We start from the raw sequence: 22,027 nt of genomic DNA, 5'->3' as shown, positions 1-22,027 counted from the left end.
TGCCGATATTAACAATAAGGCCGGCGCGATACTCCCTATAACATCCTTTTCAGTAGATTTCATTATCGTGCCGGTTTTCTCACATGCAAAGCAATCCCGCCAATCAGATTGGCGGGATTTTATTTTTTATTAATTTCCTGTCCAAACGTCTTTTATATAACGTTTTTGGTCTTGCAGCTTTTGCAGCCAATCGGCGGATTCTTCCTGACTTGCCCCTTTTTCAGTTTCATATGCCCATCGCAAAGTTTTCTCTACGTCAGGAGCCATTTGCGATCCATCACCGCATACGTAAATATGAGCGCCTTTTTCAATGAGTGTCATCAATTTCTGTGAATCTTGCTTGAGCAAGTGCTGGACATATCCTTTTGATTCGTTTTCGACGCGCGAGTAGCATCGGCGGATTGTGACCAAACCTTCCTGTTCCGCTTGATCCAGCTCTTCTCTGTAAAGGTCGTCATGGTCCGGGCGGCGGCAGCCGAAGTATAAAAGTGCTTCACCAAGGGTGCTTCCTTCCTTCTTCAAAACCGATCTTGCCTGAATAAAGCCCCTGAATGGCGCAATTCCTGTGCCCGGCCCGACCATAATCATAGGCGTTTCAGGCTCATCCGGCATCTGGAATCCGGACTGCGGGGTACGAATGAAACAGGCTGCTGCATCACCTGTATTCAATTCTGCTAAATAATTAGAGGCGACACCCCGGTATTCACCTCGGCCGCTCCATGCTGAGGCTTTCACAACTCCTACCGTCATGCTCACGATATTTGCATGAACTTTCGGTGAGCTTGAAATGGAATAGTATCTCGGTTTTAGTGATGGCAAAAGTGCTAAAAACCGTTCAAACGGCATTTCGCAGGCAGGATAATCCTCTAAAAAATCAAGCATGGTAAGACGTTTTGCAAGTACCTGCTCTTTGTAAATGCCATCATCTAAAACGAGCTGTTCCAGCTCTTTTTGATGCGGCGGACAGACTGTATAAGAGGCCAGCTCCCGAAGCTGAAGCCTTGATGCCGGTTCCTGCAGCTCCACATAGGACGACAATAAATCCGCAACTTTGATCGGCCGATCCATCGGCAGATGAGACATATGAGCGCTTCCGCTTACTTTTATCACATGATTGGACTGCAAACCGAATCGGCTGAGAACCCGCTGAACAAGCTCCCTGCTGTTCTTCGGCATGATTCCGATATGATCGCCTTCTTTATATGTTTTACCAGCCGGAATTTCCAATTCAATATGGCGGGTTGAACGCGTGCTGTCAGCTGTCTGGAGTTCTCGATTCTCTAACACAACCCCTTCAAACGCGCCATATGCTTTAGCAACCGGCGTTTCCGTCGCTTCACTGAGAAAAGCAATCGATAATGAAGGCCTGTCTTCTTTCTGGGCTATTTCGTTAATATCAAATGCGTCCATCGTTTCCTTCCAGAAGCGGTTTTCCCAAGACTCGCGATGGCTTTCAAAATCATCGGCGGCGTCACCTTCCCCAATCTCTGTTAAACGCGATGCCCCCTTTGCTTTCATCATGTCATCAATCAGGCGGGGAATCCGCTGATACGTGCTGGCCCAGCTCCGGTTCCCGCAGCCGAATACCGCATAGGAAACACCTTTCAATTGGCCTTCCTCAAGCTCTTTCAGCCACTCTACAAAGCCGGCTGCATTATCAGGCGGCGACCCATTATAAGAAGCCGTTACAATGACGACTGCCCCTTCTTCAGGGAGCTTGCCGATATAATCATCAAGCGGAGCCGTTTCAGCTGTAAAGCCCATCTGGCGGCCTTGAGCAGCCAATTCACCGGCTATTCCCTCAGCTGTCCCAAGGTTTGAACCGTAAAGAACGAGTAAAGGTGTGCCGTGTTTAGGTTTGGTTTCTTTTGGCTTTGTTTCTGCTTTGATGTCTGCCTGTTCTTTTCTCTGTACATTAATTGCCGCTGTTTTCCGCGGTTTCACAGTAATTTTAAAATCATCCGGCTTGATCGTTAATGCTTCTTTGATTTTTAGTTCGTAGCCAGTATGGTTAATCAATTCAAAATGCTTTAATACAAGACCGAGAACCATTGTCGCTTCTTGAAGAGCAAACTGCATGCCAATACAAGCGCGCTGTCCGTTTCCAAACGGCTTATACGCATGGTGAGGGATACTTGAAGGATCCTCAAACCGTTCCGGACGGAAATCTTCCGCATCCGGCCCCCAAGCGTTTTGGTCCCGGTGCAGTTTTGGAATTAAAACAGTGACTGGCTGCCCTTTGCTGATCGGATATTCCCCGCCTAGAACAGTATCCTCCTTCGCATATAGAGAAAAAGCCGGAGCTGTTGGATACAGTCTGAGGGTTTCATTTAAAACCATCCGAGTGTATTTGAGCTGCTGGATTTGTTTATATTCAGGCGTGTCATCCGTTAACACGCGATCCGCTTCCTCCTGAGCTTTTTTCAGTTTTTCTGGATGTGTAAGCAGACAATAAATCGCAAAGGAAAGCAAACCGCTTGTTGTCTCATGTCCAGCAATTAAAAATGTGATGATTTGATACCTTATGTTTTCATCATCCAGCGTTTCACCGGTTACTGGATCTTTGGCATAAAGCATGAGAGACAAGAGATCCTTGATGTTATCATCCGGATTCGCCTTTCGCTCCGCTATCATTCTATCAACCAGGGAGTTCATGACTTCTATATCCTTTTGAAACTGCAGCTTCGTTTTCACCATCATCTTATCTTGCAGGCCCAGTCTTTTTGATTGATTCATCGCCTCTTTTAAGGCACGGAGCATACTGGTGATAAACGGATGCTGTGAATCACGGTAAAAGCTGTTGAATCGATAGTTAAACCCGCACAACCCAATCGTATCAAGCGTCAGACGTGTCATATCGTCTGCTACATCAATTTCTTCATTAGGGTTTAACCGGCTCCATTTTTGAATCAGCTGGGTTGCGATATCCAGCATCATAGAATGGTAGCCTTTCATGGCTTTTTGACTAAAACTCGGCAGCAAAATGCGGTGGGCTTTTTGCCAGTTCGGTTCGTGCGTCCAGCTTGTAAATAAGCCATCTCCCCCGAATTCGCGCACCTTTTGCAAGCCTTTGCCAAGGTTCTTGTCAAAGCGGCTTTCATCACACACTTCAGCCACAAGATTGTGGCCCGATACAAAAACACTGGATACTCCCGGAAAATCAAAACGGAAAATCGGCCCCAATTCATCAGCTATCCGCCATAAGGATTGAGAAAGCTGTTCTTTTTCAAGATGCGGAAGATTTTTTAAAGGTCCGTATGTTTTGGGCTGAGGTATTGCGCTTGCCTGTTTCATTAACATCTCCCTTTCCTATTTTTGTGATGAATGAAGCTAATGGCGTCCCAGCAGCATTGTTCCAATTCAGTAATTAAATCAGTGTCCATCTCTATATCACCTGTTTGAACGAGCTGATATATCTTGAGAAACGCCCCTAATACAATCGCAATTAACACATTAGAGGGCAGGCTGCGAATCACGCCTTCCGCTTTTCCCTTATTAAAATAGTCATCAAGCATTTGAGTCAGATTTTCTATCATTTTTTTGCTTGTATGATTTAAGTAATGAGCATCTTTTTTGGTTTCAAGAAAAAAAAGCGCATAGTCGCTCTCTTTCGTAAACTGAACGAGACAGCAAAATACGTGGTGAAAGCCTTCTCTGACAGGCAATTCTGAAACGTCTTGCTTCAGTTTTTCCGTAAATCGCTGGATGCTTTCTTGAAACAGCACGTTAACGAGTGTTTCTTTGCTGTCAAAATAACGATAGATCGTTCCTGTCCCTACATGAGCACGTTCAGCTATCATAGGAATAGTGGTAGCGTCAAAACCCCTTTCCGTAAAAAGTGAGACCGACGCTTTCATAATCATGTCGTATTTACTGCTGGATGCGGATAGCATATAATCTGACAACCTCCGATTCGTTTGCGGAATGAATATTCATTCCTTTTGTTCACAAAGAATGTCTGCCCTGTCTGAAATCACCTCTTTGTTCTTTCTTCTGTTATAAGTTTAAATGAAAAAAACTTTTTTTAATATAAAGTATATGCAAAAAATAAAAAATTAAGAAAATATACCCAAATCCAAATGTAAGGATCTTGGATATATTTCCCGAGAAATTTTTTATTTAACAGCCACAATACATAGACAGGAAGCACGCCTGATAACAGAAAGATCCCTGAAATGCTGGTCTTTCAGCAGTTGAATATACGTTTTCTCTTTTTCACCGGTATTTGTGTCAATACTGATATAAAACCGGCCGTCAATTTGAAGCACCCTGTAAATTTCTCTTAATGCAAGCCTAATATCGGTGCAGCTTTGAACCGTATGTAAAGAAAAGACTTTATTAAAGGTACGGTCATCAAAGGGAATGTCCTCTGGATAGCCATGAAAAACCTCCCCGTTCCCCATGTTCTTTCGATTCGCACGTGATATCTGTCTTACCTTTCGTTTTGAAGGATCAATGCTTTTTAGGCTACCCTTTTTTAGTTTCTTGGTTATGCTTTTAAAGACAGTGCCGTTTCCAATTCCAATTTCTAAAATTCTGTCATTTTCTTGTATATCTATAGAGTCAATCATCATATGCTCAATTGTTTTGGTTAGCTTATATTTCCGAGAAAATAATTTCCAAAAATCCGATCGTTTATAGAGTCTATTTTCTAGCATTTTAAACACCTGCTTTTGGTTTCCTATGTTTATTTATTATATTCAAAAAATAAACATCATCTTCATTCTAAAAGTGAAGGAAGGTACCAACTAGACGGCAATGTATTGAAAAATGTTTCAATAGAACTAAACTTTTTCATTTTTTTCCGCAAAAAAAGCAGAAAACAAAATGTTTTCTGCCCTCTTTCTAATGCCAATGATAAGGGAATACATACAGCCTTTGCTGCTGCATTGCCATCAGCCTCTGCTGTCGGAATGGATTTCCATAACCATGTTTGAAGGAATGCGGCATGGACGCATAACCATGGCCAATCGACGGCAGCCTTTTTTGATAATCGTTCATCATGCCATCACCTGCCTCACAGTAACGTTGATTTATTGTATGCAGGCAGGCATTTTCTTGACAGTCATATCGCTAAACTTGGTCCTTCTCCATTGTATAATGCATCAATAATTCCATTCTAAGCATATGCCATTCCCCCTTCAGTTTTTTTCGTTGCTTTTAGCGCCAGTTTGTTAAATAAAGATGCTTTAACTGAGACTCTTTCATTTCATCATAAATCTGCTCAATCTGCTGTTCTCGTTCGAATTCTTCCAGGCTTTTAAACCGTTTTTTTATCGTTAACGTTAAAAAGAATAGGTTAATCGTCATATCGCTCACCCCCTTTCAAAGTCCGCATCAAGCGAAATAACCCGCGGCACACCCCTTCTGCCGCGGGCAAATAAAAACCGCAGACAAAAGAAGACACCAATGCCTCTACTGCCTGCGGGGAGTTGCGTATGTCCGACTATTCCGAATTTAATGCGTGCGATAAGCATCGGTTAAGGAAGGACACGAACTCTTCCACAGGCTGAATAAACCATGAACTTTTACATGTGTATCACGTACAGGTTGACGTCGTTGTCTCATTGTCATTTTGGTTCAGCCTCCTTTGCTTTTTTTCTTACTTTGTAAGTATATCCACCAAATTCCATTTTGTAAACATCTTTTTCTAAAAATGGACGGAAATTGTGCAAATCATCGAATGGATTTGCCCGTTGGTCATGACACCTGCTTCATTTCTTTTCTGGAGCGGTCTTTCTTATGATATGCAATAAAATAAATGAGACCGACAAATACAGCTCCGCCGATGACATTACCGATAAAAGCCGGAATGATGTTTCCGATGAACTGCCCCCACGTGAATGAGCCTGCAAAAATGGCAGCAGGAATCACAAACATGTTGGCGACAACGTGCTGAAATCCGATAGCCACAAAAGCCATGATTGGGAACCAGATGCCAAGGATTTTTCCTGCTGCGTCTTGGGCGCCGAAAGAAAGCCACACTGCAAGACATACAAGCCAGTTACAGCCGATGGCGGAAATGAGAACCTTGCCAAAGCTCATATCAAGCTTTCCTTGGGCAACGGCAATCGTTTTTTCTAAATAAGGACCTGTTTCAGTCAATCCAACCAAATGCCCGAAAAAGTACGCAACAAACAATGCGCCGATTAAGTTCATAATTGTGACGATTCCCCAGTTAATCGCTAACTCTTTTACTGATATTTTTCTCGAAAATAACGCCATTGCAACTGACATCATATTGCCTGTGATCAGTTCAGCGCCAGCGAGTACGACAAGGATCAGGCCGACTGGAAATACTGCTGCACCAATCAAACTGGACAGGCTCCCCCATTCTTTCGGAAGATCGCCGATTACCCTGATATCAAGCAAATACCCAAGCGCGATAAATGCACCGCCTAAAAACCCCAGCACGAGCAGTGACGGCAGCGGGAGCTTTATTTTTTTCATCCCTGCTTCAATTGCTGCTTCCGCTATTTCATCCGGTTTTCGAAAAGCCATAATAAAACGCCTCCATTACTTCTTCTTTTCTCACAGTTATGCAAGAAAGGCAATAAAAAAGGCAGCACTCAAATAACCTGTGTCAAACCAGGCGTTTGAATGCTGCCTAACTTGTATGCATACCCATACAACAATATCAAGCAGTATGAAGATATTGAAAGAGAATATATACAGTTCGTGCATACATTCCATTGCTTTAGCCTTCTATAACTGTAGCAACATCATATCAAATGTGACAAATTTGTGTCAATGACAAATATACTAGCTTTGCAGAACTTCTTTTTGCTCATCTATTTTTCGGTCAAAAACAAATACAGATACAGCTATGTTTTCCTCAATTTTAATATCAGAAAACAAATGGACTAGCTTAGCTCCCATGAGTTCCTCCATTCCTTCCGGTGTTTGTTTGGAATAAAGGTCTTGAATTAGGCTTGTCCGGGCCGCATGTACCATCTCTCTTCCTTCAGGCGTGCGGGCGATAAACTGCTCGCTTGCACTCAGATTTCCATATAGTGTTGAAACTGCCATGTTTTCTACAAATACAGTATGAATTCTCTCAGGCCCTTTTCCGAACAATTCTTTGCGAAGTTTTCGAATAATATCATTGAATTCATGAATTTTTTTAGACATGCTGATTACCCCTTCCGATATTGCCTTATAAAGGCTTTTCCCGGTTCCCCTCAGGACATTTCACTTGGTTAAAATTTTCCTGCCATATTGTATTATAATAAATATCACATTATAATAAAAGCAGTGTTGATGGATTTGTAATAGGATCTTGTTATGAGTCTATCGTTTTATAAAAATCAAGGATTGGTCTGTTAGTAAGACTTGCTAGTGAACTATTCCGCCATGTGTGTTTACACCTTCTTAGAATTAAGGGCAGGTGTATCTCTATACATGGCTTTTTTTGACTTCTTGAAAGAAAGATGGAGGGGAATATGAATATGATGGACGTTAAGTCGATCAGTGTCCGTGTAGACGGAACAGAAATTCAAGCACGAGCAGGGGCCACAATTTTAGATATTTTAAATGAAAACGGAATTGAGTACCCGCAGATTTGCCACGTACCAGAGGTTGACCCGATTCAAACTTGTGATACTTGCATAGTAGAGGCAAACGGCAAGCTGGTTCGTTCATGCGCGACCGTTGCAGAAAACGGGATGTCTATTGATCTTTCAGGAAATCGAGTGAAAGAAGCGCAAACCGAAGCGATGGACCGCCTTCTTGAAAATCATTTGCTGTATTGTACAGTTTGCGATAACAACAATGGAAACTGTACGCTGCATAATACAGCGGAAATGATGGGGATCGAGCATCAAAAATACCCATACACGCCAAAAGAAGATCCTTCTTGCGCGGTTGATATGTCTCATCCTTTTTACCGCTATGATCCAAACCAATGTATTGCCTGCGGCCAGTGTGTTGAGGTCTGTCAAAACCTTCAGGTAAATGAAACACTCTCAATCGACTGGGAGCGCGAACGCCCTCGCGTCATTTGGGATGAGGGAGTTCCGATCAATGAATCTTCCTGTGTCAGCTGCGGTCAGTGTGTAACAGTATGTCCATGTAATGCACTGATGGAAAAATCAATGCTCGGGCAGGCTGGTTTTATGACAGGCATTAAAGAGGACGTCATGGAACCGATGATTGATCTCGTGAAAAATGTTGAACCGGGGTATGGCAGCATTTTTGCCATTTCTGAAGTCGAAGCGGCAATGCGTGAAACGAGAACGAAAAAAACGAAAACTGTATGTACGTTCTGCGGTGTCGGATGTTCATTTGAAGTATGGACAAAAGGACGGGATATTTTAAAGATCCAGCCTGTTTCTGATGCTCCGGTTAACGCGATTTCCACATGTGTCAAAGGGAAATTCGGCTGGGATTTTGTCAATTCTGAGGAGCGGATCACAAAGCCTTTAATCCGTAAAAACGGAGCCTTTGTGGAGTCTTCTTGGGCAGAAGCCCTCGATCTTGTCGCAAGCAGATTAGGATCAATTAAAGAGCAGTACGGTAAAGGCTCTGTCGGGTTTATTTCTTCTTCTAAAATTACGAATGAAGAAAACTACGTCATTCAAAAACTAGCGCGTCAGGTATTTGAAACAAACAACGTCGATAACTGCTCACGCTACTGCCAGTCTCCTGCTACAGACGGATTGTTCCGCACTGTCGGCATGGGCGGTGACGCCGGCACGATTAAAGATATTGCCAAAGCAGGCCTCGTCATCATTGTCGGTGCCAATCCGGCGGAAGGACACCCAGTGCTCGCAACACGCGTCAAACGGGCACACAAGCTCCACGGTCAAAAACTGATTGTTGCTGACCTGCGTAAAAATGAGATGGCTGAGCGATCTGATCTGTTCATCAGCCCTAAACAAGGCACAGACCAAGTTTGGCTGATGGCTGTTACGAAATATATGATCGACCAAGGCTGGCACGATCAGGCGTTTATTGATGAGAACGTCAATTACTTTGAAGATTATAAAGAAACCCTTAAAACGTATACGCTTGATTATGCAGAACGCATCACAGGCCTTTCAAAAGAAAACATCATTCAAATTGCTGAAATGATTCGTGATGCTGACGGCACTTGTGTCCTTTGGGGAATGGGTGTCACACAAAATACAGGCGGTTCTGATACATCAGCAGCCATTTCAAACCTGCTTCTCGCTACGGGCAACTATCGCCGTCCAGGTGCCGGCGCTTATCCTCTGCGCGGACACAATAACGTGCAAGGCGCATGTGATATGGGAACATTGCCTGGCTGGCTGCCGGGATATCAGCATATTACAGATGACAAGGCCCGCGCTAAATTTGAAGAGGCATATGGTGTCGAGATTGATGGAAAGCCTGGTTTAGATAATATTCAAATGCTTCATGCCATTGAAGATGGAAAAATGAAAGCTATGTATCTTGTCGGTGAGGATATGGCACTGGTCGATTCAAATGCGAACCATGTGCATGATATTTTATCAAGCCTTGATTTCTTCGTGGTACAGGACATCTTCCTGTCAAGAACAGCTCAATATGCTGATGTCGTCTTGCCGGCCACTCCTTCACTTGAAAAAGACGGAACATTTACCAACACAGAACGCCGTGTCCAGCGATTGTATCAGGCGCTTCCGACGCTTGGTGACGCAAAACCGGACTGGTGGATTATTCAAGAGGTGGCAAACCGTTTAGGAGCGAATTGGAATTACAGCCATCCAAGTGACATTTTCTCTGAAATGGCGAGTCTTTCTCCTCTGTTTGCCAAAGCAAGCTATGAGGTGCTTGAAGGCTGGAACAGCTTCCTATGGGGCAGCTTCACAGGTGAAAGCACACCGCTTCTGTATGAAGACGGATTTAATTTCCCTGACAAAAAAGCCCGTTTTGCCCTTTCTGATTGGACCGAGCCAGCGGCATTTCCGGAGGAATATGACCTTCATATCAATAACGGCCGGATGCTGGAGCATTTCCACGAAGGAAACATGACAAATAAATCGAAAGGCATCCAAGCGAAAGTGCCGAATGTATTCGTTGAGATCTCACCTGAGCTTGCACAAGAGCGAGGTGTTTGTGACGGTTCGCTTGTACGGCTCGTTTCTCCGTTCGGAGCAGTCAAATTGAACGCGCTGATCACAGACCGGGTACGGAAAAATGAACTCTATCTGCCAATGAACTCGACAGACAAGGAGTCAGCGATTAACTTCTTGACGGGCCCTGCAGCTGATAAACGGACGAACACGCCTGCTTATAAACAGACAAAGGTCCGCATGGAAGTGCTTGGCGGCTGTGAAACAGCGCCGCTTCCAAAAACCAATCCGCGCAACAAAAAACGGCATCCGCAAAACGGAGTCGAAGCGGAAAGAAAATGGAACCGCCCTGGCTATGTCCATCTGACTGATTAAACGATAGGAGGAAAACGAATGGCCACTCCGATTACGACGATCAAAAAAGAAACAAAAACAGCTGAGCAAATTAAGCTTGAAAAAATAGAAGAACTGAAAGAGCTGCTGGCGGAAAATGAGGACGCCGTCTCTAAAACGATGACGTTAATGAATGAACTCAATGATCTTGGAATTTTTGATGCGGCAACAAGCATGCTCAGAGCGAAGGAAGACATTGCCAAGATTGCGCTTGGCCAAGTTTCCCGCGAGCCTGTCACCAACCTCATCAACACGATGATGGCCGCCGGAGGCGCATTGACAAAAGCCGATCCTGAGTTTACAGCAAAGCTTTTAGAAAGCGTAATGGCTGGGACTGAACAGGCACAAAGCTTTTTAAAAGAAGACAAGAAAGTCGGGGTTCTCGACCTGTTAAAAGCAATGAACGACCCTGACATCAACAGAGCCGTCGGCTTCGGCCTTCAGTTTTTAAAAGGCATGGGAAAAGAACTTCGAGAACAATAACAGAAAAACAGCCATCGCTTGATGATGGCTGTTTTTTTATTCGTCGGCTTCTTCCAAACGCTTCTTGTAAATAAGTGAACGGTCAGCGCAAAAGAAGGCACCGGCTAAAAATACGCAATCCGCTAAAAACATCGTCGATTTCTGGCCTAATGTTAAGCCTTGATCAGGGAGAACTGCGCCTATATATAAAAAAGTGCTGACTGCAAGCAATGTAAAAGCAAAATGCTTGTAGTCTTCTTTTAAAGATTTCATTCTATTTTTGTTCAAAAGAATCACCTGCCAGATTCATAGTATACGACTATTATAATATAATCCGGCGGCTTACATAGAAAGTAATTCTATCCATTTGTTATATATTTTCAAGTGCTTGGCTGATATCTTCCAACAAGTCTTCCGCATCTTCAATTCCTACAGAAATTCTGATCAAGCCGTCCGTAATGCCGAGCTCAAGCCGGCGTTCTCTCGGAATAGAGGCATGTGTCATTCTTGCAGGAACAGAAATTAAGCTTTCAACCGCCCCCAGGCTTTCAGCAATGGTAAACAGTTTCAGATTTCCTAAAAACGCATCAACCCGTTCTTCACTGCCAATATCAAAGGAGATCATGCCGCCGAAGCCCGATCCTTGCGTTTTTGCAAGCTCATGTCCGGGATGATTTGAAGAACCAGGGTAATATAACGTTTGGACAGCAGGGTGATTCTCAAGAAAGCTTGCGATTTTCCGCGCATTTTGATCGATCGCTTCCATTCTGAGTCCCAACGTTTTGATTCCTCTCATTAACAGCCAGGAATCTTGAGGGCCAAGCACGCCGCCTGTGGAGTTTTGCACAAAATGCAGCTCTTCTCCAAGCTCTTTCGAAGCTGTCACAACTAAACCTCCGACGACATCACTGTGTCCGCCAAGATATTTTGTCGCACTGTGAAGTACGATATCAGCGCCTAAAGTAAGCGGCTGCTGAAAATAAGGAGTGTTAAAGGTATTGTCTACAATAAGCAGAACACCCGCTTTTTTTGCGATATCAGCCATGAGCGTCAGGTCGGTGATTTTGAGCAACGGGTTTGTCGGTGTTTCAATATAAATGGCTTTTGTATTAGGGCGAATCGCTTTTTCAACTTCTTCCCTGCTGCTCGTATCAACAAATGTTGATTCAATGCCAAGACGGTTAAGCACCTTTGTCATCACGCGATATGTTCCGCCGTACACATCATCAGTCAACACGACATGATCTCCGCTGTTAAACAGCATCATAACCGCTGTAATGGCAGCCATTCCTGAGCTGAACGCATAGCCTGCTTCCCCGATTTCCAGTTCTGTCACAAGTGCTTCGAGAGCGGTTCGAGTCGGATTGGCCGTTCTTGAATACTCGTAGCCTGTATGCTGTCCTGCTTTCGGCTGCTTGTACGTGCTTACTTGATAAATGGGCACGGAAACTGCGCCTGTTTTCTCATCACCTGTGATTCCGCCATGTATCATCAATGTTTTTTTCTTCATATCAGATGCCTCCTTTGTATATTTGTTTGCTGATATATCGATCGCTGCTGTCAGGAAATACTGTGACAATGTTAGTTCCAGCGGATGCTTTTTTCGCTTCCTCCAATGCCGCATAAAGTGCTGCACCTGAAGAGCTTCCGATCAGCAGGCCTTCTTTTTCTGCCGCTTCTTTCACAAGTCTAAACGCATTCTCATCTGTTACGGTGTAGATCTCGTCAAAATGGCTCTTATCCATATAATCGGGGATAAACTCCATGCCGATGCCTTCTGTTTTATGAGCGTGAGGCTCTCCTCCGTTTAAAATCGAGCCCTCCGGTTCAACAATCACCGTTTTGACTGCTGGATTTTTTTCTTTTAAGAAGGAAGCTGTTCCTGCGAACGTGCCCCCTGATCCTGCCCCTGCGACAAACGTATGAATATTCCCGTCAAGCGCTTCCCACATTTCAGGTCCAAGCGTCTTATAGTAAGTCGATGGATTTACTCGGTTTTTAAATTGCAAAACGCAATAAGAATTTTCAATTTCAGTCTCCAGCTGAATGGCTTTTTGAATGGCTCCCTGCATTCCGTCTTGACGCGGTGTATGAATGATTGATGCGCCAAGCGCTTGCATAATTTGCTGTTTCTCTCTGCTGAAATGTTCAGGGACACAGAAAATCGCTTTCAGCCCATATTTTCTGGCACTTAACGCAAGGCCGATCCCTGTATTGCCTGCCGTAGCTTCTATAATCACTCCGCCGGGTTTCACTTTGCCTGAATCGAGCGCGTCACGAATCAGCATATCTCCCAGTCTGTCTTTGATGCTTCCCCCTGGATTCATCATTTCAAGCTTGGCATACACCGCGACTCCTTCTGGAACATCAAAGTTCTTCAAGCGGAGAAGCGGTGTATTCCCAATCAGCTCGGTAATGTCCGTAATCACTGTCATATATGTCCTCCTCCTTATTAGAGGGTGTTTTTAGAAAAAACGGAGGAGAACATTCTCCCCGTTTTAATGAATTCGTTTGATCACCTTTAACACAAGCTCTGTTGAATGGACAGCTGCCTGCTCTAAAAATTGGTCAAATGAAACATGTGATTCTTTGCCTGCGATATCTGATAACGCTCTGATGACGACAAACGGCGTTTTAAATTGATGGCACACTTGAGCCACTGCCGCAGCCTCCATTTCAACCGCGTACAGATCAGAAAATCTCGCACGCACCTCTTCAACCCGCTTCGGATCGTTCATGAAAGAATCGCCTGTTGCAATCGTTCCTTTTGCAACCTGAATGCCGTCGAGTTCAGATACCGCTTCTTCAGTGATGCTGATCAGCTTTTCATCCGCCGCATAAGCAGCCGGAAGACCCGGCACTTGGCCGTATTCATAGTCAAAAGCCGTTACGTCTACATCATGGTGGCGAACGTCAGTGGAAATAACGACATCCCCTACATTCAATGTATGATGAAATCCGCCGGCTGAGCCTGTGTTAATGACATAATCAGGCTTGTAACGGTCAAGCAGAAGCGTCGTGCTGATAGCAGCATTTACTTTTCCAATTCCTGATTTTAAAAGAATCACTTCAGTTCCTTCATATTCGCCTGTTGTAAATTCACAGTGTGCGATCGTTTCTGTTTTTGCATTTTCAAGTTTGTTTCTTAAGATGGTAACTTCCTCTTCCATTGCTCCGATGACTGCTAGTCTCATCTATTCACATTCCCTTCACTTTACCGTTTGATCGCCTCCATTATCCACACGAAGTCGTTTTGCTGAGTGAATCGGACTGCAAAACCTTCAGCTGTAAACATTTCTTTCAACGTATCCAATGTAGGATAATGCTCTGTCTCTAAATCATTTGCAAGCTGATAAAAGCCTTGAGAACGGGCTTTATCGATAGCCTGTTGATACGCTTGCGCATCTTCAAAGACGGTATCGGCAAACACTATTTTATCATGCAAGTGAAGGTATTTGCCATATTGCTTTATGGCAGCCCGCTTTTCTTCGTCAGTCAAATGATGAAAAGCATATGAACTGACAATCGTATCAGCCTGAAATGGCGGCTCAGGGAATGTCAGGAAGTCTCCATCAACGATTTCCGACCTGCCTGAAAGCTTGTCAGAAGCCAGTTTACGCATTGCTGGAGAAGGTTCGATTCCAAATACAGTTTTGCCTGCATCGAGCAGCTTAGCCGTCAAATTCCCTGTCCCAGGGCCAAATTCTAACACATGCGTTCCAGATTTTCTGACGATGGCATCAAGGATATGATCATAGCCTCTGAACGCTTCTTTATACTGAATATCTAAACCTTTTACTGTTTGATCATAAGTTGCTGCCCAATCTTCAAAGAGAGGGATAAATTCACGTCCCATATTTGTCACACTCCATATTTAATAATTCCTATAAGCATACTATGAATTAATGATGGAACAGTTCCTATAATACCACATCTTCTGAAAAGCAGGTACTAAAACACTTTGTGTATTTTATGCCATCTCATATTGCGCATTGACCGCAAAAAAGCTTATACTTCATATGACTTGTGAAAGCTGGAGGGTCAAGACATGAATTTTCAATTAGATCTGATTAAAGACAAAGTGGAATTTTTTGAAGCGGCTTCATTGCAGGAGCTTGAAAAGAAAATCAATACACAAATTGAAAACAATAAAGCCATCATGCTCCGGGTGAAATCTGTTTCACACCAAATTGCTGTGGCAGAAGGAAGAATATTGTACAGCGCGGTGGTTCATTTCGCAGCTGAAGCCTAAAACAAAAGCAGCCGGTTGTAACCCGGCTGCTTTTGTTTATTTTAGCTTTTCTACTTTTGTCGGCTTCCAGCCTTTTTCATCGACCCATGTAATCGTGACTTGATATTTATTCCCAGTCGCCTTGTCCAAAATTTTGCCTTTGGCATCCTGAGGGCTGCCGTTATTTCCGAGCCAGAGCACCGTCATGTTATCTGTTGAGACACCAGTTGCGTACGAAATGGCTTTCAGCATCTCAGCCCAGTCTTGTGAGCTTGAATCATAAGTAGCGGCATGCTCGCCAGTCTGCTCAGTTCCGACTGCTTTCCAGTCAGGATTTTCATACGTTTTTTCCACATCGCTCGATGAGCCGCCTTCTGTTACTTTTGCATCTTTAAGCCCGTCACCGGCTGAATCTGAGCTTGAATCTGAATCAGAGTCATCTTTTTTAGAAGAAGAATCATCTTTTTTGGAATCAGAGTCAGAAGACTTCTCAGAATCCTTTCCGCTGTCAGATGTATCTTTCTTGCTGTCTTTTATATCCTCATCCGATTTCTTTTCCGTCTTTCCTGAAGCCGGAGATTCCTGTTTTTGCGCCGTTTCAGAATCCTTGCTGACATCTTTGCTAGAAGGACTGTTAATGAAGAGATTCGCTGCTACTACGACAATTAGTATGGATACGATTGCGATTAAAATGTTAAGCACTAAATTGGCTTTTCTGCGTTTATCACGATTTTCATAACGAGATTGATTATTGCTCAATAATTCTGCACTCCTTTATCCCTCTTGGCTCAGCATATATTTTAACATGTGCTGAGAAGTTGTTCTATTTCTGATTGATTTCAATTTCGTGTACTTTTTTAACAATATCATAAAACACCGAATTTGTCAGAGCCTTATCTCCCGGTGTATCCATGTGTAAAACAACCAGAGCGTATTTCGGCTTATCCGCGGGAAAATATCCGGCAAACCATTTTTCGTAGAGCGTTTCCTTCTCTTTTGAAAGCTTGCCTGTCTGGGCTGTGCCCGACTTCCCTGCTACAGTATACGGAAGATCTTGAAACCTTCTGCCCGTTCCGGAAGGAGATTCTACTACCCGCCGCAGTATTTTTTGAAGCTGCTGTGACGTATATTTGTCTATCGTTTCCCCTTTGAGCTTCTGATCTTTAAACATAACGAGCGTTGTGCCGTTCTTATACTCAATTTGTTCGGCAATTTTCACCTGCCGTTTTTCTCCGCCGCGGGCGATTGTCGCCATCATATTGGCTATCTCCAGCGGCGTTACCTTTACATTTTTCTGCCCGATTGCTGTTTGCGCAATGGCTTTTTTGACTGCTTTGTCTTTTTCATCCCCCCAAATCACGCCGCTTTTTTCGTTATACAGCTGGCGGAAATCGGTTTCGTGGTACAGTTTTCCCTCCCAGCCTGCCCGATCAGTGAGAGCCAGCTTCTCGGACATATCTTCAATAACCGAGCTGTCTTTTTTCATTAATTGTTCTGCAAGACTCGTAAATGTGTAATTACAGCTTTGGGCAAAACTTTCATCAAAAGACAAGGTTCCTTTGTCGTCCCCCGGTTCCCCGTACAGGTTTAAATTGCAATTAAAGGTTTGACTAGGCTTCACCATATTATTTTCGATTGCAGCTGCGGCAATGACTGTTTTAAAAACTGATCCGGGATAGATTGGCGTCAGCATATAATTTTGAAGTGTGTTTTGCCGGGACACATCCGCATCTGGTTTGCTTACAATTCCCAGAACACTGCTATTTTCGATGTCCAGCAGCACAGCTCCTCCCTTTTTCAGCCCCTGTTCATCCAATACCTCCTCCATCGCTTTTTGAATGCTTTGATCGATCGTTGTTTTGACCTGGAGCGGATAAAATGTATTGGCTTCAGCTGTATATTTGACGTCCATGCCAAACAAAGGGTTTCCTTTTCCGTCCACATGATATAAAAGCTTTGTGTCTTGTTCCGGAAGCAAAAACTCGTCAAATGTCCGTTCTAAACCGGTTGTTCCGATTTCTGTTGTAATCGGAAGGCTCTCCTTGTCAGGATATTTCTTGCGAAGCAGCGCCGGATCTTGGTTCGTGCTCCCTATCGTATGTGAAGCAAGGCTGGGCTTGTCTTCATTCTCCATATATACGCCGTAAATGCCGGGATATTTCAAAGAATTGATTTTTGTGATAGATTGTTTTGAAAGTGTTTTGATTTTCTTTTGCTGCAAAATGACCGGTTTTTTTGCCTTACCTAGTGTCTGGCGCAAATCATCTTCAGACATGCCGAGGATATCCGCAACTTTTTTAATCGGCCAATCCTGCGTCAACAGAAAAGGGAACAAAACAACCGCAGGCTCGCTTTGTCCTGTCAGCGCCCGCCCGTTTCGATCTAAAAAAGAGCCTCTTCCATCTGAAATGAGCACTTCCTCCGTCCGCTGTTTCACACTTTCTTGAATCAAATTAATTTTCTTTTTAGAAAATGATTCTGTGAAAAACAGCTGGATTTCTGCAAGCCTCAGCAGAAGCAGAAAAAATACAATCAAAAAAGCGATGACTGCCAGCTTCATTCGTTTCGATATCTTCATAAAAAACACCTCACCCACATTGTGGACGAGGTGTTTCGCTGCTAAACAGATATTATGAAATTTTCACAATTTTCACGAGCATTTCTCCGCCCGGTGTTTGTACTGTGACTTCTTCATCTACTTTTTTGCCCAAGAGGCTTTTTGCGATCGGTGAATCGTTTGAGATTTTCCCTTCAAACGGGTCAGCTTCCGCGCTTCCGACGATCGTATATGATTCTTCATCACCGTCAGGCAGTTCGACGAAAGTGACGGTTTTACCCAAACCGACAACGTTAGAGCCGCCGTCATCTTCAATGATTTTCGCATTGCGAATCATATTTTCAAGAGTCGTCACGCGGCCCTCTACAAATGCCTGCTCTTCTTTCGCTGAATCGTATTCAGAGTTCTCGGAAAGGTCTCCGAAGCTTCTCGCAATTTTGATTCGCTCTACTACTTCTTTTCGTTTAACCGTTTTCAAATATTCTAATTCTTGTTCAAGTTTTTGTTTTCCTTCTGCAGTCATAGGAAAAACTTTCTCTTGTGCCATGTCCCTTCACTCCTTCTGGTTGTCCCTCAACATCTTCGATTATGTATGAGAGCATAAACTAAAAAATACAAGAATGAGAACACAGGGCAGTCCTCGTTCTTCTCTCCCATATAGGTACTGTTTATCTTAAACTGAATCGTGTCGTTCTGCAAATATTTCGCGTTTATAAACAGGGAAAGAAGGGAATTCGCACATTCCCTTCCTGCCTATACATAATATGGTCAGAGTTATTTATGTCTATGCTATGGTATTACAAAATCGCGTTTTGTTCAAGAATGGTTTGAATTTTTGTGACCATCAGATCAATTGCGACGTGATTCTGACCGCCTTCCGGGATAATAATATCAGCGTATCGTTTCGTCGGCTCGACGAATTGGTTATGCATCGGACGGACCACTGACACATATTGTTCAATGACAGAATCAATAGAGCGTCCGCGCTCATTAATATCTCTCATAATCCGTCTGATGATACGCAAGTCAGCGTCCGTATCAACATAAAGCTTGATATCCATCAGATCACGAAGCCTTTTGTCTTCAAGAACAAGAATGCCTTCAAGGATAATAACATCCTTTGGCTCTACGTGAACCGTTTCTTCTGAACGTGTGTGAAGCTTATAGTCATAAATCGGCTTTTCAATCGGGCGGTAATTCAATAGATCTTGAATATGCTCGATTAAATAGTCATTATCAAACGCAAGCGGATGATCATAGTTTGTGTTCAGCCTTTCTTCAAACGGAAGATGGCTTTGGTCTTTATAATAAAGGTCCTGCTGGATCATTAAAATTGAGTGTCCTTTAAACTGTTCATAAATGGACCGTGTGACACTCGTTTTTCCTGAACCGGAACCTCCTGCGATTCCAATGACTACTGGATTCTTACCCATGGGCTGTTACTTCCCCTTTCTCATCATGTTGCTCGGATAAATCTTTTTGTCTAGTTTGAATTTGACAATTTGCAGGGGATGGCGGGCAGCATCTAGCTCATTTCCGTCTTCGTCCCAAATGGTTTCAATCGTATGTGTAAAGTTTTCGATTTCTGGACCGAAAAATTCCACTTCGTCGCCTTTTTTGAAGAAATTGCGCTGCTGAAGCGTGACCATTTGTGTATCTTCATCATAATTCAGCACTAAGCCGACAAAATCATATGTCGTTTTCTTGGCGTGTTCGCCGAACATTTGCTCTTCATAGCCTGGCGTTCCTTCAAAGAAAGCTGTCGCAGTGTCCCTGTTGGCGCACTTATCAAGCTCTTCAAGCCATTCTTTTTGAATCACAAAGTTTTCTGGATCAGCGCAATAAGCATCGATTACTTTGCGGTATACGCTGACAACAGTTGCTACATAGTGAATGGATTTCATGCGGCCTTCAATCTTTAAGCTGTCGATCCCCATTTCAATCATTTTTGGAATGGATTCAATCAGCTTCAAATCTTTCGGGCTCATCGCAAATGGTGCATCTTCTTCACCATACAAAGCAACGGCGTTGGCACCGTCTGTTTGATAGAGATCATAATCCCAGCGGCATGACTGGCAGCAGCCTCCGCGATTGGAATCCCGCGCTGTCATGTGATTGCTCAGCACACAGCGGCCGGAATATGCAATACACATTGCGCCATGAATGAAGGATTCGATTTCGATATCTACCTTTTCTTTCATTTCTCTGATTTCAAGAGCGCTAGTTTCACGTGCCAGCACGACGCGGTCGAGACCTTCTTCCTTCCAGAATTGGACAGCCTTCCAGTTCGAAAGAGACTGCTGTGTGCTCAAGTGAACCTCAACATTCGGCGCCACTCTGCGGCATGTTTCGATAATAAGCGGATCTGCCACAATGATACCGGCAACGTTGGCGTCTCCAAGTGCTTTTAAATAGTCTTCAAGCCCGTCCATATTTTCATTATGGGCGAAAATATTCGTTGTTACGTAGATCTTCGCGCCATATTTCTTTGCGAATTCAACGCCTTCTGCAATTTCTTCGATCGTAAAGTTATCGGCATTCGAGCGCAGCCCGTATTCCTGTCCCCCGATAAAGACCGCGTCCGCTCCGTAATGAACAGCGATTTTCAGCTTTTCAAGATTACCCGCAGGTGCGAGAAGCTCCGGCTTTTTCGTAATCACACGCTTTCCATTAACGATTGTGGATATTTTATCATTTACGGCAGTCATAGCTTAACCTCCTTTTGATTAATAAACCGTTTCCTTGAAGAAGAATCCGGTATCAATTTTTCTGTTTACTGGCTGGATGCTTTCAATGCGTTCGATCCAGTCTTCTTTTTTCGCTTCGTATTCGTCACGGTTTTCCACGCACAAATCAATTGCTTCTCTGTACATTTTGGTGACTTCTATTAGGTATTCAGGCGTTTTCAAAACACCATCGATTTTAAAAGAATCAATTCCGGCATCTATCAATTCCTCGAGCTCATCAATGATGCACACATCGTTCGGGCTCATGATGTGAGTGCCGTTTTCATCTTCGAAAATCGGATATTTATTATCGCGTTCTTTATCGTGTAAAAACATGCCTGATTCTTTTTTCTTTCTTTCAATGTCCATGACTTTGCCCTGATATTCAAAATAGTTTCCAATCAAAGAACGCTTCGATTGGAACATGCACGTCATTCCATGCACCTGGATTTCAATTTCGACTTCAGCATTTTCTTTAATCTCAACAATGCTGTCCATGTTTAATTCTCTGGCAAGCACAGAGCGCGCCGCACCCTTGCGTCCCCAGTAGTTGCATGTATAATAGTTGGTACCTGTCGTTTCTGTGCTCCAATGAAGCTTCAGATCAGGCGCAGATTCACGGGCAGCCATCAGCACGGCAGGATCGCCGAATACCGCTGCATCGACACCGGCTTCTGCTAAGAAAGCCAGATATTCGCCAAGCTCACCCACTTTATCATTATGGAAAATTGCATTTACAGCAACGTATACTTTTGCCCCTTCTTTGTGAGCAATCTCTACGGCTTTTGTTACATCTTCACGAGAAAATTCTCCGGCTAATCTCAAGCCGTATCTCTGTTCCCCAACTAAAAACGCAGTTGCCCCAGCCTGTATGAGCGGCAAAATGTCCGCTGTACTCGTCGGCGTCACTAAGAGCTCTGGTTTTTTCATGACGTTCACCTCTTCTTTTTACTAATCGCAAGTCCGTCCCCGACAGGAATAATCGCAGTTTGATAATCCGGATGATTCATCAGCCAATGATTATATTCATCAATTTTTGCTACAAGCCTGCGCCTTCTCTTCGGTTCTATTTTGCTGTAATCCTCTGCCACCAGACCCTTAAACAGCACGTTGTCCGTTAAAATCACCCCGTCCGGTGAAAGCATCGGTTCATATAAATGAAAAAAGTTTTGATACTGACCTTTTGCAGCGTCAATAAAAATGACATCGTAAGGCGCAGTTACATGAACGGCGTCGGCTAATTCAAGCGCATCTCCGTAAAAAACATGAATCCGGTCATCAAGCTGAAATTCCTTGATATTGTTTACCGCTTCTTCATGCCGTTTCTCATTGCGTTCAATTGTATATATTTCAGCAGACGGCAGCTCCAGCGCCATTCGAATAGCTGAATAACCAATGGCCGTTCCGATTTCTAGTATTTTTTTCGGCTGTTTCACAGACAAAATTTGAAGCAGCACCTCCATGCCCGCTTTTTCCATGATCGGGACATGATGTTCTTCTGCATATGCTTCAAGCTTCTTCACGTTATCCGGCCGAGGCTTTAATAATGCTTCTATATAGTCATTTATTTGTTCATACCGGTCAGTCACTACAAACAGCCTCCCGTTCTAAAAAGGAGTGCCCCAGTCTTATGCGCAGGACA

21 protein-coding genes and 1 pseudogene are annotated in these 22,027 nt (G+C 43.7%); 3 read left to right on the top strand and 19 right to left on the bottom strand.

Features of this window, described 5'->3' with window-relative positions; translation table 11 throughout:
- Nucleotides 1-129 precede the first annotated feature (129 nt).
- From cypB to SB658_RS01915, 7 genes and pseudogenes are all read right to left on the bottom strand, one after another.
- Nucleotides 130-3,294 carry a bifunctional cytochrome P450/NADPH--P450 reductase CypB gene (gene cypB / locus SB658_RS01945; protein WP_015714418.1) on the bottom strand — a complete coding sequence of 1,055 codons (3,165 nt, stop codon included), beginning with the start codon at nt 3,292-3,294 and terminating at the stop codon, nt 130-132.
- Nucleotides 3,295-3,309: 15 nt separating this feature from the next.
- Nucleotides 3,310-3,893: pseudogene (fatR, locus tag SB658_RS01940) on the bottom strand (transcriptional regulator FatR).
- Between the two features lie 222 nt (nt 3,894-4,115).
- Nucleotides 4,116-4,658: a class I SAM-dependent methyltransferase gene (locus SB658_RS01935; protein ID WP_004398716.1), complete on the bottom strand. Its 543-nt coding sequence runs from the start codon at nt 4,656-4,658 to the stop codon at nt 4,116-4,118.
- Between the two features lie 187 nt (nt 4,659-4,845).
- Nucleotides 4,846-5,004, bottom strand: a complete 159-nt coding sequence (locus SB658_RS01930; protein WP_003229817.1) for a hypothetical protein — start codon at nt 5,002-5,004, stop codon at nt 4,846-4,848.
- 156 nt (nt 5,005-5,160) lie between these two features.
- Nucleotides 5,161-5,310: a YrzI family small protein gene (locus SB658_RS01925; RefSeq protein ID WP_004399102.1), complete on the bottom strand. Its 150-nt coding sequence runs from the start codon at nt 5,308-5,310 to the stop codon at nt 5,161-5,163.
- A gap of 390 nt (nt 5,311-5,700) precedes the next feature.
- Nucleotides 5,701-6,501, bottom strand: coding sequence for a formate/nitrite transporter family protein (locus SB658_RS01920; RefSeq protein WP_003229815.1), 801 nt, complete (start codon nt 6,499-6,501; stop codon nt 5,701-5,703).
- A gap of 261 nt (nt 6,502-6,762) precedes the next feature.
- On the bottom strand, nt 6,763-7,131 hold the full coding sequence (locus tag SB658_RS01915; protein WP_003229814.1) for a Na-translocating system protein MpsC family protein: 369 nt from the start codon (nt 7,129-7,131) through the stop codon (nt 6,763-6,765).
- 317 nt (nt 7,132-7,448) lie between these two features.
- Here SB658_RS01915 and fdhF point away from each other — a divergent pair, with 317 nt between their 5' ends.
- Nucleotides 7,449-10,391: a formate dehydrogenase subunit alpha gene (gene fdhF / locus SB658_RS01910; protein ID WP_144500673.1), complete on the top strand. Its 2,943-nt coding sequence runs from the start codon at nt 7,449-7,451 to the stop codon at nt 10,389-10,391.
- 18 nt (nt 10,392-10,409) lie between these two features.
- Nucleotides 10,410-10,892: a helical membrane plugin domain-containing protein gene (locus SB658_RS01905; protein ID WP_003229812.1), complete on the top strand. Its 483-nt coding sequence runs from the start codon at nt 10,410-10,412 to the stop codon at nt 10,890-10,892.
- Between the two features lie 36 nt (nt 10,893-10,928).
- Here SB658_RS01905 and SB658_RS01900 read toward each other — a convergent pair whose 3' ends face one another.
- From SB658_RS01900 to SB658_RS01880, 5 genes are all read right to left on the bottom strand, one after another.
- The gene (locus tag SB658_RS01900) at nt 10,929-11,159 is read right to left on the bottom strand and encodes a YrhC family protein (protein WP_003237358.1); all 231 of its coding nucleotides are present in this window, start codon (nt 11,157-11,159) and stop codon (nt 10,929-10,931) included.
- A gap of 82 nt (nt 11,160-11,241) precedes the next feature.
- Nucleotides 11,242-12,381 carry a bifunctional cystathionine gamma-lyase/homocysteine desulfhydrase gene (locus SB658_RS01895; protein ID WP_144500672.1) on the bottom strand — a complete coding sequence of 380 codons (1,140 nt, stop codon included), beginning with the start codon at nt 12,379-12,381 and terminating at the stop codon, nt 11,242-11,244.
- Nucleotide 12,382: 1 nt separating this feature from the next.
- On the bottom strand, nt 12,383-13,306 hold the full coding sequence (locus SB658_RS01890; protein ID WP_144500671.1) for an O-acetylserine dependent cystathionine beta-synthase: 924 nt from the start codon (nt 13,304-13,306) through the stop codon (nt 12,383-12,385).
- A 63-nt stretch (nt 13,307-13,369) separates the two neighbouring features.
- Nucleotides 13,370-14,065 (bottom strand): 5'-methylthioadenosine/S-adenosylhomocysteine nucleosidase, encoded by a 696-nt coding sequence (gene mtnN / locus SB658_RS01885; protein WP_009967881.1) that lies wholly within the window; start codon nt 14,063-14,065, stop codon nt 13,370-13,372.
- Nucleotides 14,066-14,085: 20 nt separating this feature from the next.
- A complete protein-coding gene (locus SB658_RS01880) occupies nt 14,086-14,727 on the bottom strand; it encodes a class I SAM-dependent DNA methyltransferase (protein WP_119899624.1) in 642 nt (213 codons plus the stop codon).
- Nucleotides 14,728-14,919: 192 nt separating this feature from the next.
- Here SB658_RS01880 and SB658_RS01875 point away from each other — a divergent pair, with 192 nt between their 5' ends.
- Nucleotides 14,920-15,123, top strand: a complete 204-nt coding sequence (locus tag SB658_RS01875) for a YrzA family protein (protein WP_088326636.1) — start codon at nt 14,920-14,922, stop codon at nt 15,121-15,123.
- Nucleotides 15,124-15,159: 36 nt separating this feature from the next.
- Here the strand turns inward: SB658_RS01875 and SB658_RS01870 are convergent, their stop codons facing one another.
- The 7 genes from SB658_RS01870 to SB658_RS01840 all read right to left on the bottom strand — a co-directional run bounded on the left by SB658_RS01870 (nt 15,160) and on the right by SB658_RS01840 (nt 21,974).
- On the bottom strand, nt 15,160-15,861 hold the full coding sequence (locus SB658_RS01870) for a YrrS family protein (protein WP_144500670.1): 702 nt from the start codon (nt 15,859-15,861) through the stop codon (nt 15,160-15,162).
- 64 nt (nt 15,862-15,925) lie between these two features.
- Nucleotides 15,926-17,680, bottom strand: coding sequence for a peptidoglycan D,D-transpeptidase FtsI family protein (locus SB658_RS01865; RefSeq protein WP_144500669.1), 1,755 nt, complete (start codon nt 17,678-17,680; stop codon nt 15,926-15,928).
- Between the two features lie 52 nt (nt 17,681-17,732).
- Nucleotides 17,733-18,206 (bottom strand): transcription elongation factor GreA, encoded by a 474-nt coding sequence (gene greA / locus SB658_RS01860; protein ID WP_004399078.1) that lies wholly within the window; start codon nt 18,204-18,206, stop codon nt 17,733-17,735.
- A 250-nt stretch (nt 18,207-18,456) separates the two neighbouring features.
- Entirely contained in the window at nt 18,457-19,092 is a 636-nt protein-coding gene (gene udk, locus SB658_RS01855) for a uridine kinase (RefSeq protein WP_003225916.1), read from the bottom strand.
- Nucleotides 19,093-19,098: 6 nt separating this feature from the next.
- A complete protein-coding gene (locus SB658_RS01850) occupies nt 19,099-20,367 on the bottom strand; it encodes a peptidase U32 family protein (RefSeq protein ID WP_003229802.1) in 1,269 nt (422 codons plus the stop codon).
- An 18-nt stretch (nt 20,368-20,385) separates the two neighbouring features.
- Nucleotides 20,386-21,315 carry a peptidase U32 family protein gene (locus SB658_RS01845; protein ID WP_015714428.1) on the bottom strand — a complete coding sequence of 310 codons (930 nt, stop codon included), beginning with the start codon at nt 21,313-21,315 and terminating at the stop codon, nt 20,386-20,388.
- Nucleotides 21,316-21,320: 5 nt separating this feature from the next.
- Nucleotides 21,321-21,974 (bottom strand): O-methyltransferase, encoded by a 654-nt coding sequence (locus SB658_RS01840; RefSeq protein ID WP_015714429.1) that lies wholly within the window; start codon nt 21,972-21,974, stop codon nt 21,321-21,323.
- Nucleotides 21,975-22,027: the final 53 nt, after the last annotated feature.

The sequence above is a fragment of the Bacillus sp. SIMBA_008 genome (genome assembly GCF_046535495.1).
GTDB classification, from domain to species: Bacteria; Bacillota; Bacilli; order Bacillales; family Bacillaceae; genus Bacillus; species Bacillus subtilis.
Note: the sequence above shows the minus strand (reverse complement) of the source record. Positions and strands in the feature narration are given on the sequence as shown.

Bases quoted from the DNA above. Each gene is read 5' to 3' on its own strand.
- SB658_RS01875 (WP_088326636.1), top strand. From the start codon at position 14,920: ATGAATTTTCAATTAGATCTGATTAAAGACAAAGTGGAATTTTTTGAA.
- SB658_RS01890 (WP_144500671.1), bottom strand. From the start codon at position 13,306: ATGACAGTGATTACGGACATTACCGAGCTGATTGGGAATACACCGCTT.
- fdhF (WP_144500673.1), top strand. From the start codon at position 7,449: ATGATGGACGTTAAGTCGATCAGTGTCCGTGTAGACGGAACAGAAATT.
- greA (WP_004399078.1), bottom strand. From the start codon at position 18,206: ATGGCACAAGAGAAAGTTTTTCCTATGACTGCAGAAGGAAAACAAAAA.
- SB658_RS01850 (WP_003229802.1), bottom strand. From the start codon at position 20,367: ATGACTGCCGTAAATGATAAAATATCCACAATCGTTAATGGAAAGCGT.
- cypB (WP_015714418.1), bottom strand. From the start codon at position 3,294: ATGAAACAGGCAAGCGCAATACCTCAGCCCAAAACATACGGACCTTTA.
- SB658_RS01920 (WP_003229815.1), bottom strand. From the start codon at position 6,501: ATGGCTTTTCGAAAACCGGATGAAATAGCGGAAGCAGCAATTGAAGCA.
- mtnN (WP_009967881.1), bottom strand. From the start codon at position 14,065: ATGAGACTAGCAGTCATCGGAGCAATGGAAGAGGAAGTTACCATCTTA.
- SB658_RS01895 (WP_144500672.1), bottom strand. From the start codon at position 12,381: ATGAAGAAAAAAACATTGATGATACATGGCGGAATCACAGGTGATGAG.
- SB658_RS01925 (WP_004399102.1), bottom strand. From the start codon at position 5,310: ATGACGATTAACCTATTCTTTTTAACGTTAACGATAAAAAAACGGTTT.
- SB658_RS01880 (WP_119899624.1), bottom strand. From the start codon at position 14,727: ATGGGACGTGAATTTATCCCTCTCTTTGAAGATTGGGCAGCAACTTAT.
- SB658_RS01930 (WP_003229817.1), bottom strand. From the start codon at position 5,004: ATGATGAACGATTATCAAAAAAGGCTGCCGTCGATTGGCCATGGTTAT.
- SB658_RS01935 (WP_004398716.1), bottom strand. From the start codon at position 4,658: ATGCTAGAAAATAGACTCTATAAACGATCGGATTTTTGGAAATTATTT.
- SB658_RS01865 (WP_144500669.1), bottom strand. From the start codon at position 17,680: ATGAAGATATCGAAACGAATGAAGCTGGCAGTCATCGCTTTTTTGATT.
- SB658_RS01845 (WP_015714428.1), bottom strand. From the start codon at position 21,315: ATGAAAAAACCAGAGCTCTTAGTGACGCCGACGAGTACAGCGGACATT.
- SB658_RS01915 (WP_003229814.1), bottom strand. From the start codon at position 7,131: ATGTCTAAAAAAATTCATGAATTCAATGATATTATTCGAAAACTTCGC.
- udk (WP_003225916.1), bottom strand. From the start codon at position 19,092: ATGGGTAAGAATCCAGTAGTCATTGGAATCGCAGGAGGTTCCGGTTCA.
- SB658_RS01905 (WP_003229812.1), top strand. From the start codon at position 10,410: ATGGCCACTCCGATTACGACGATCAAAAAAGAAACAAAAACAGCTGAG.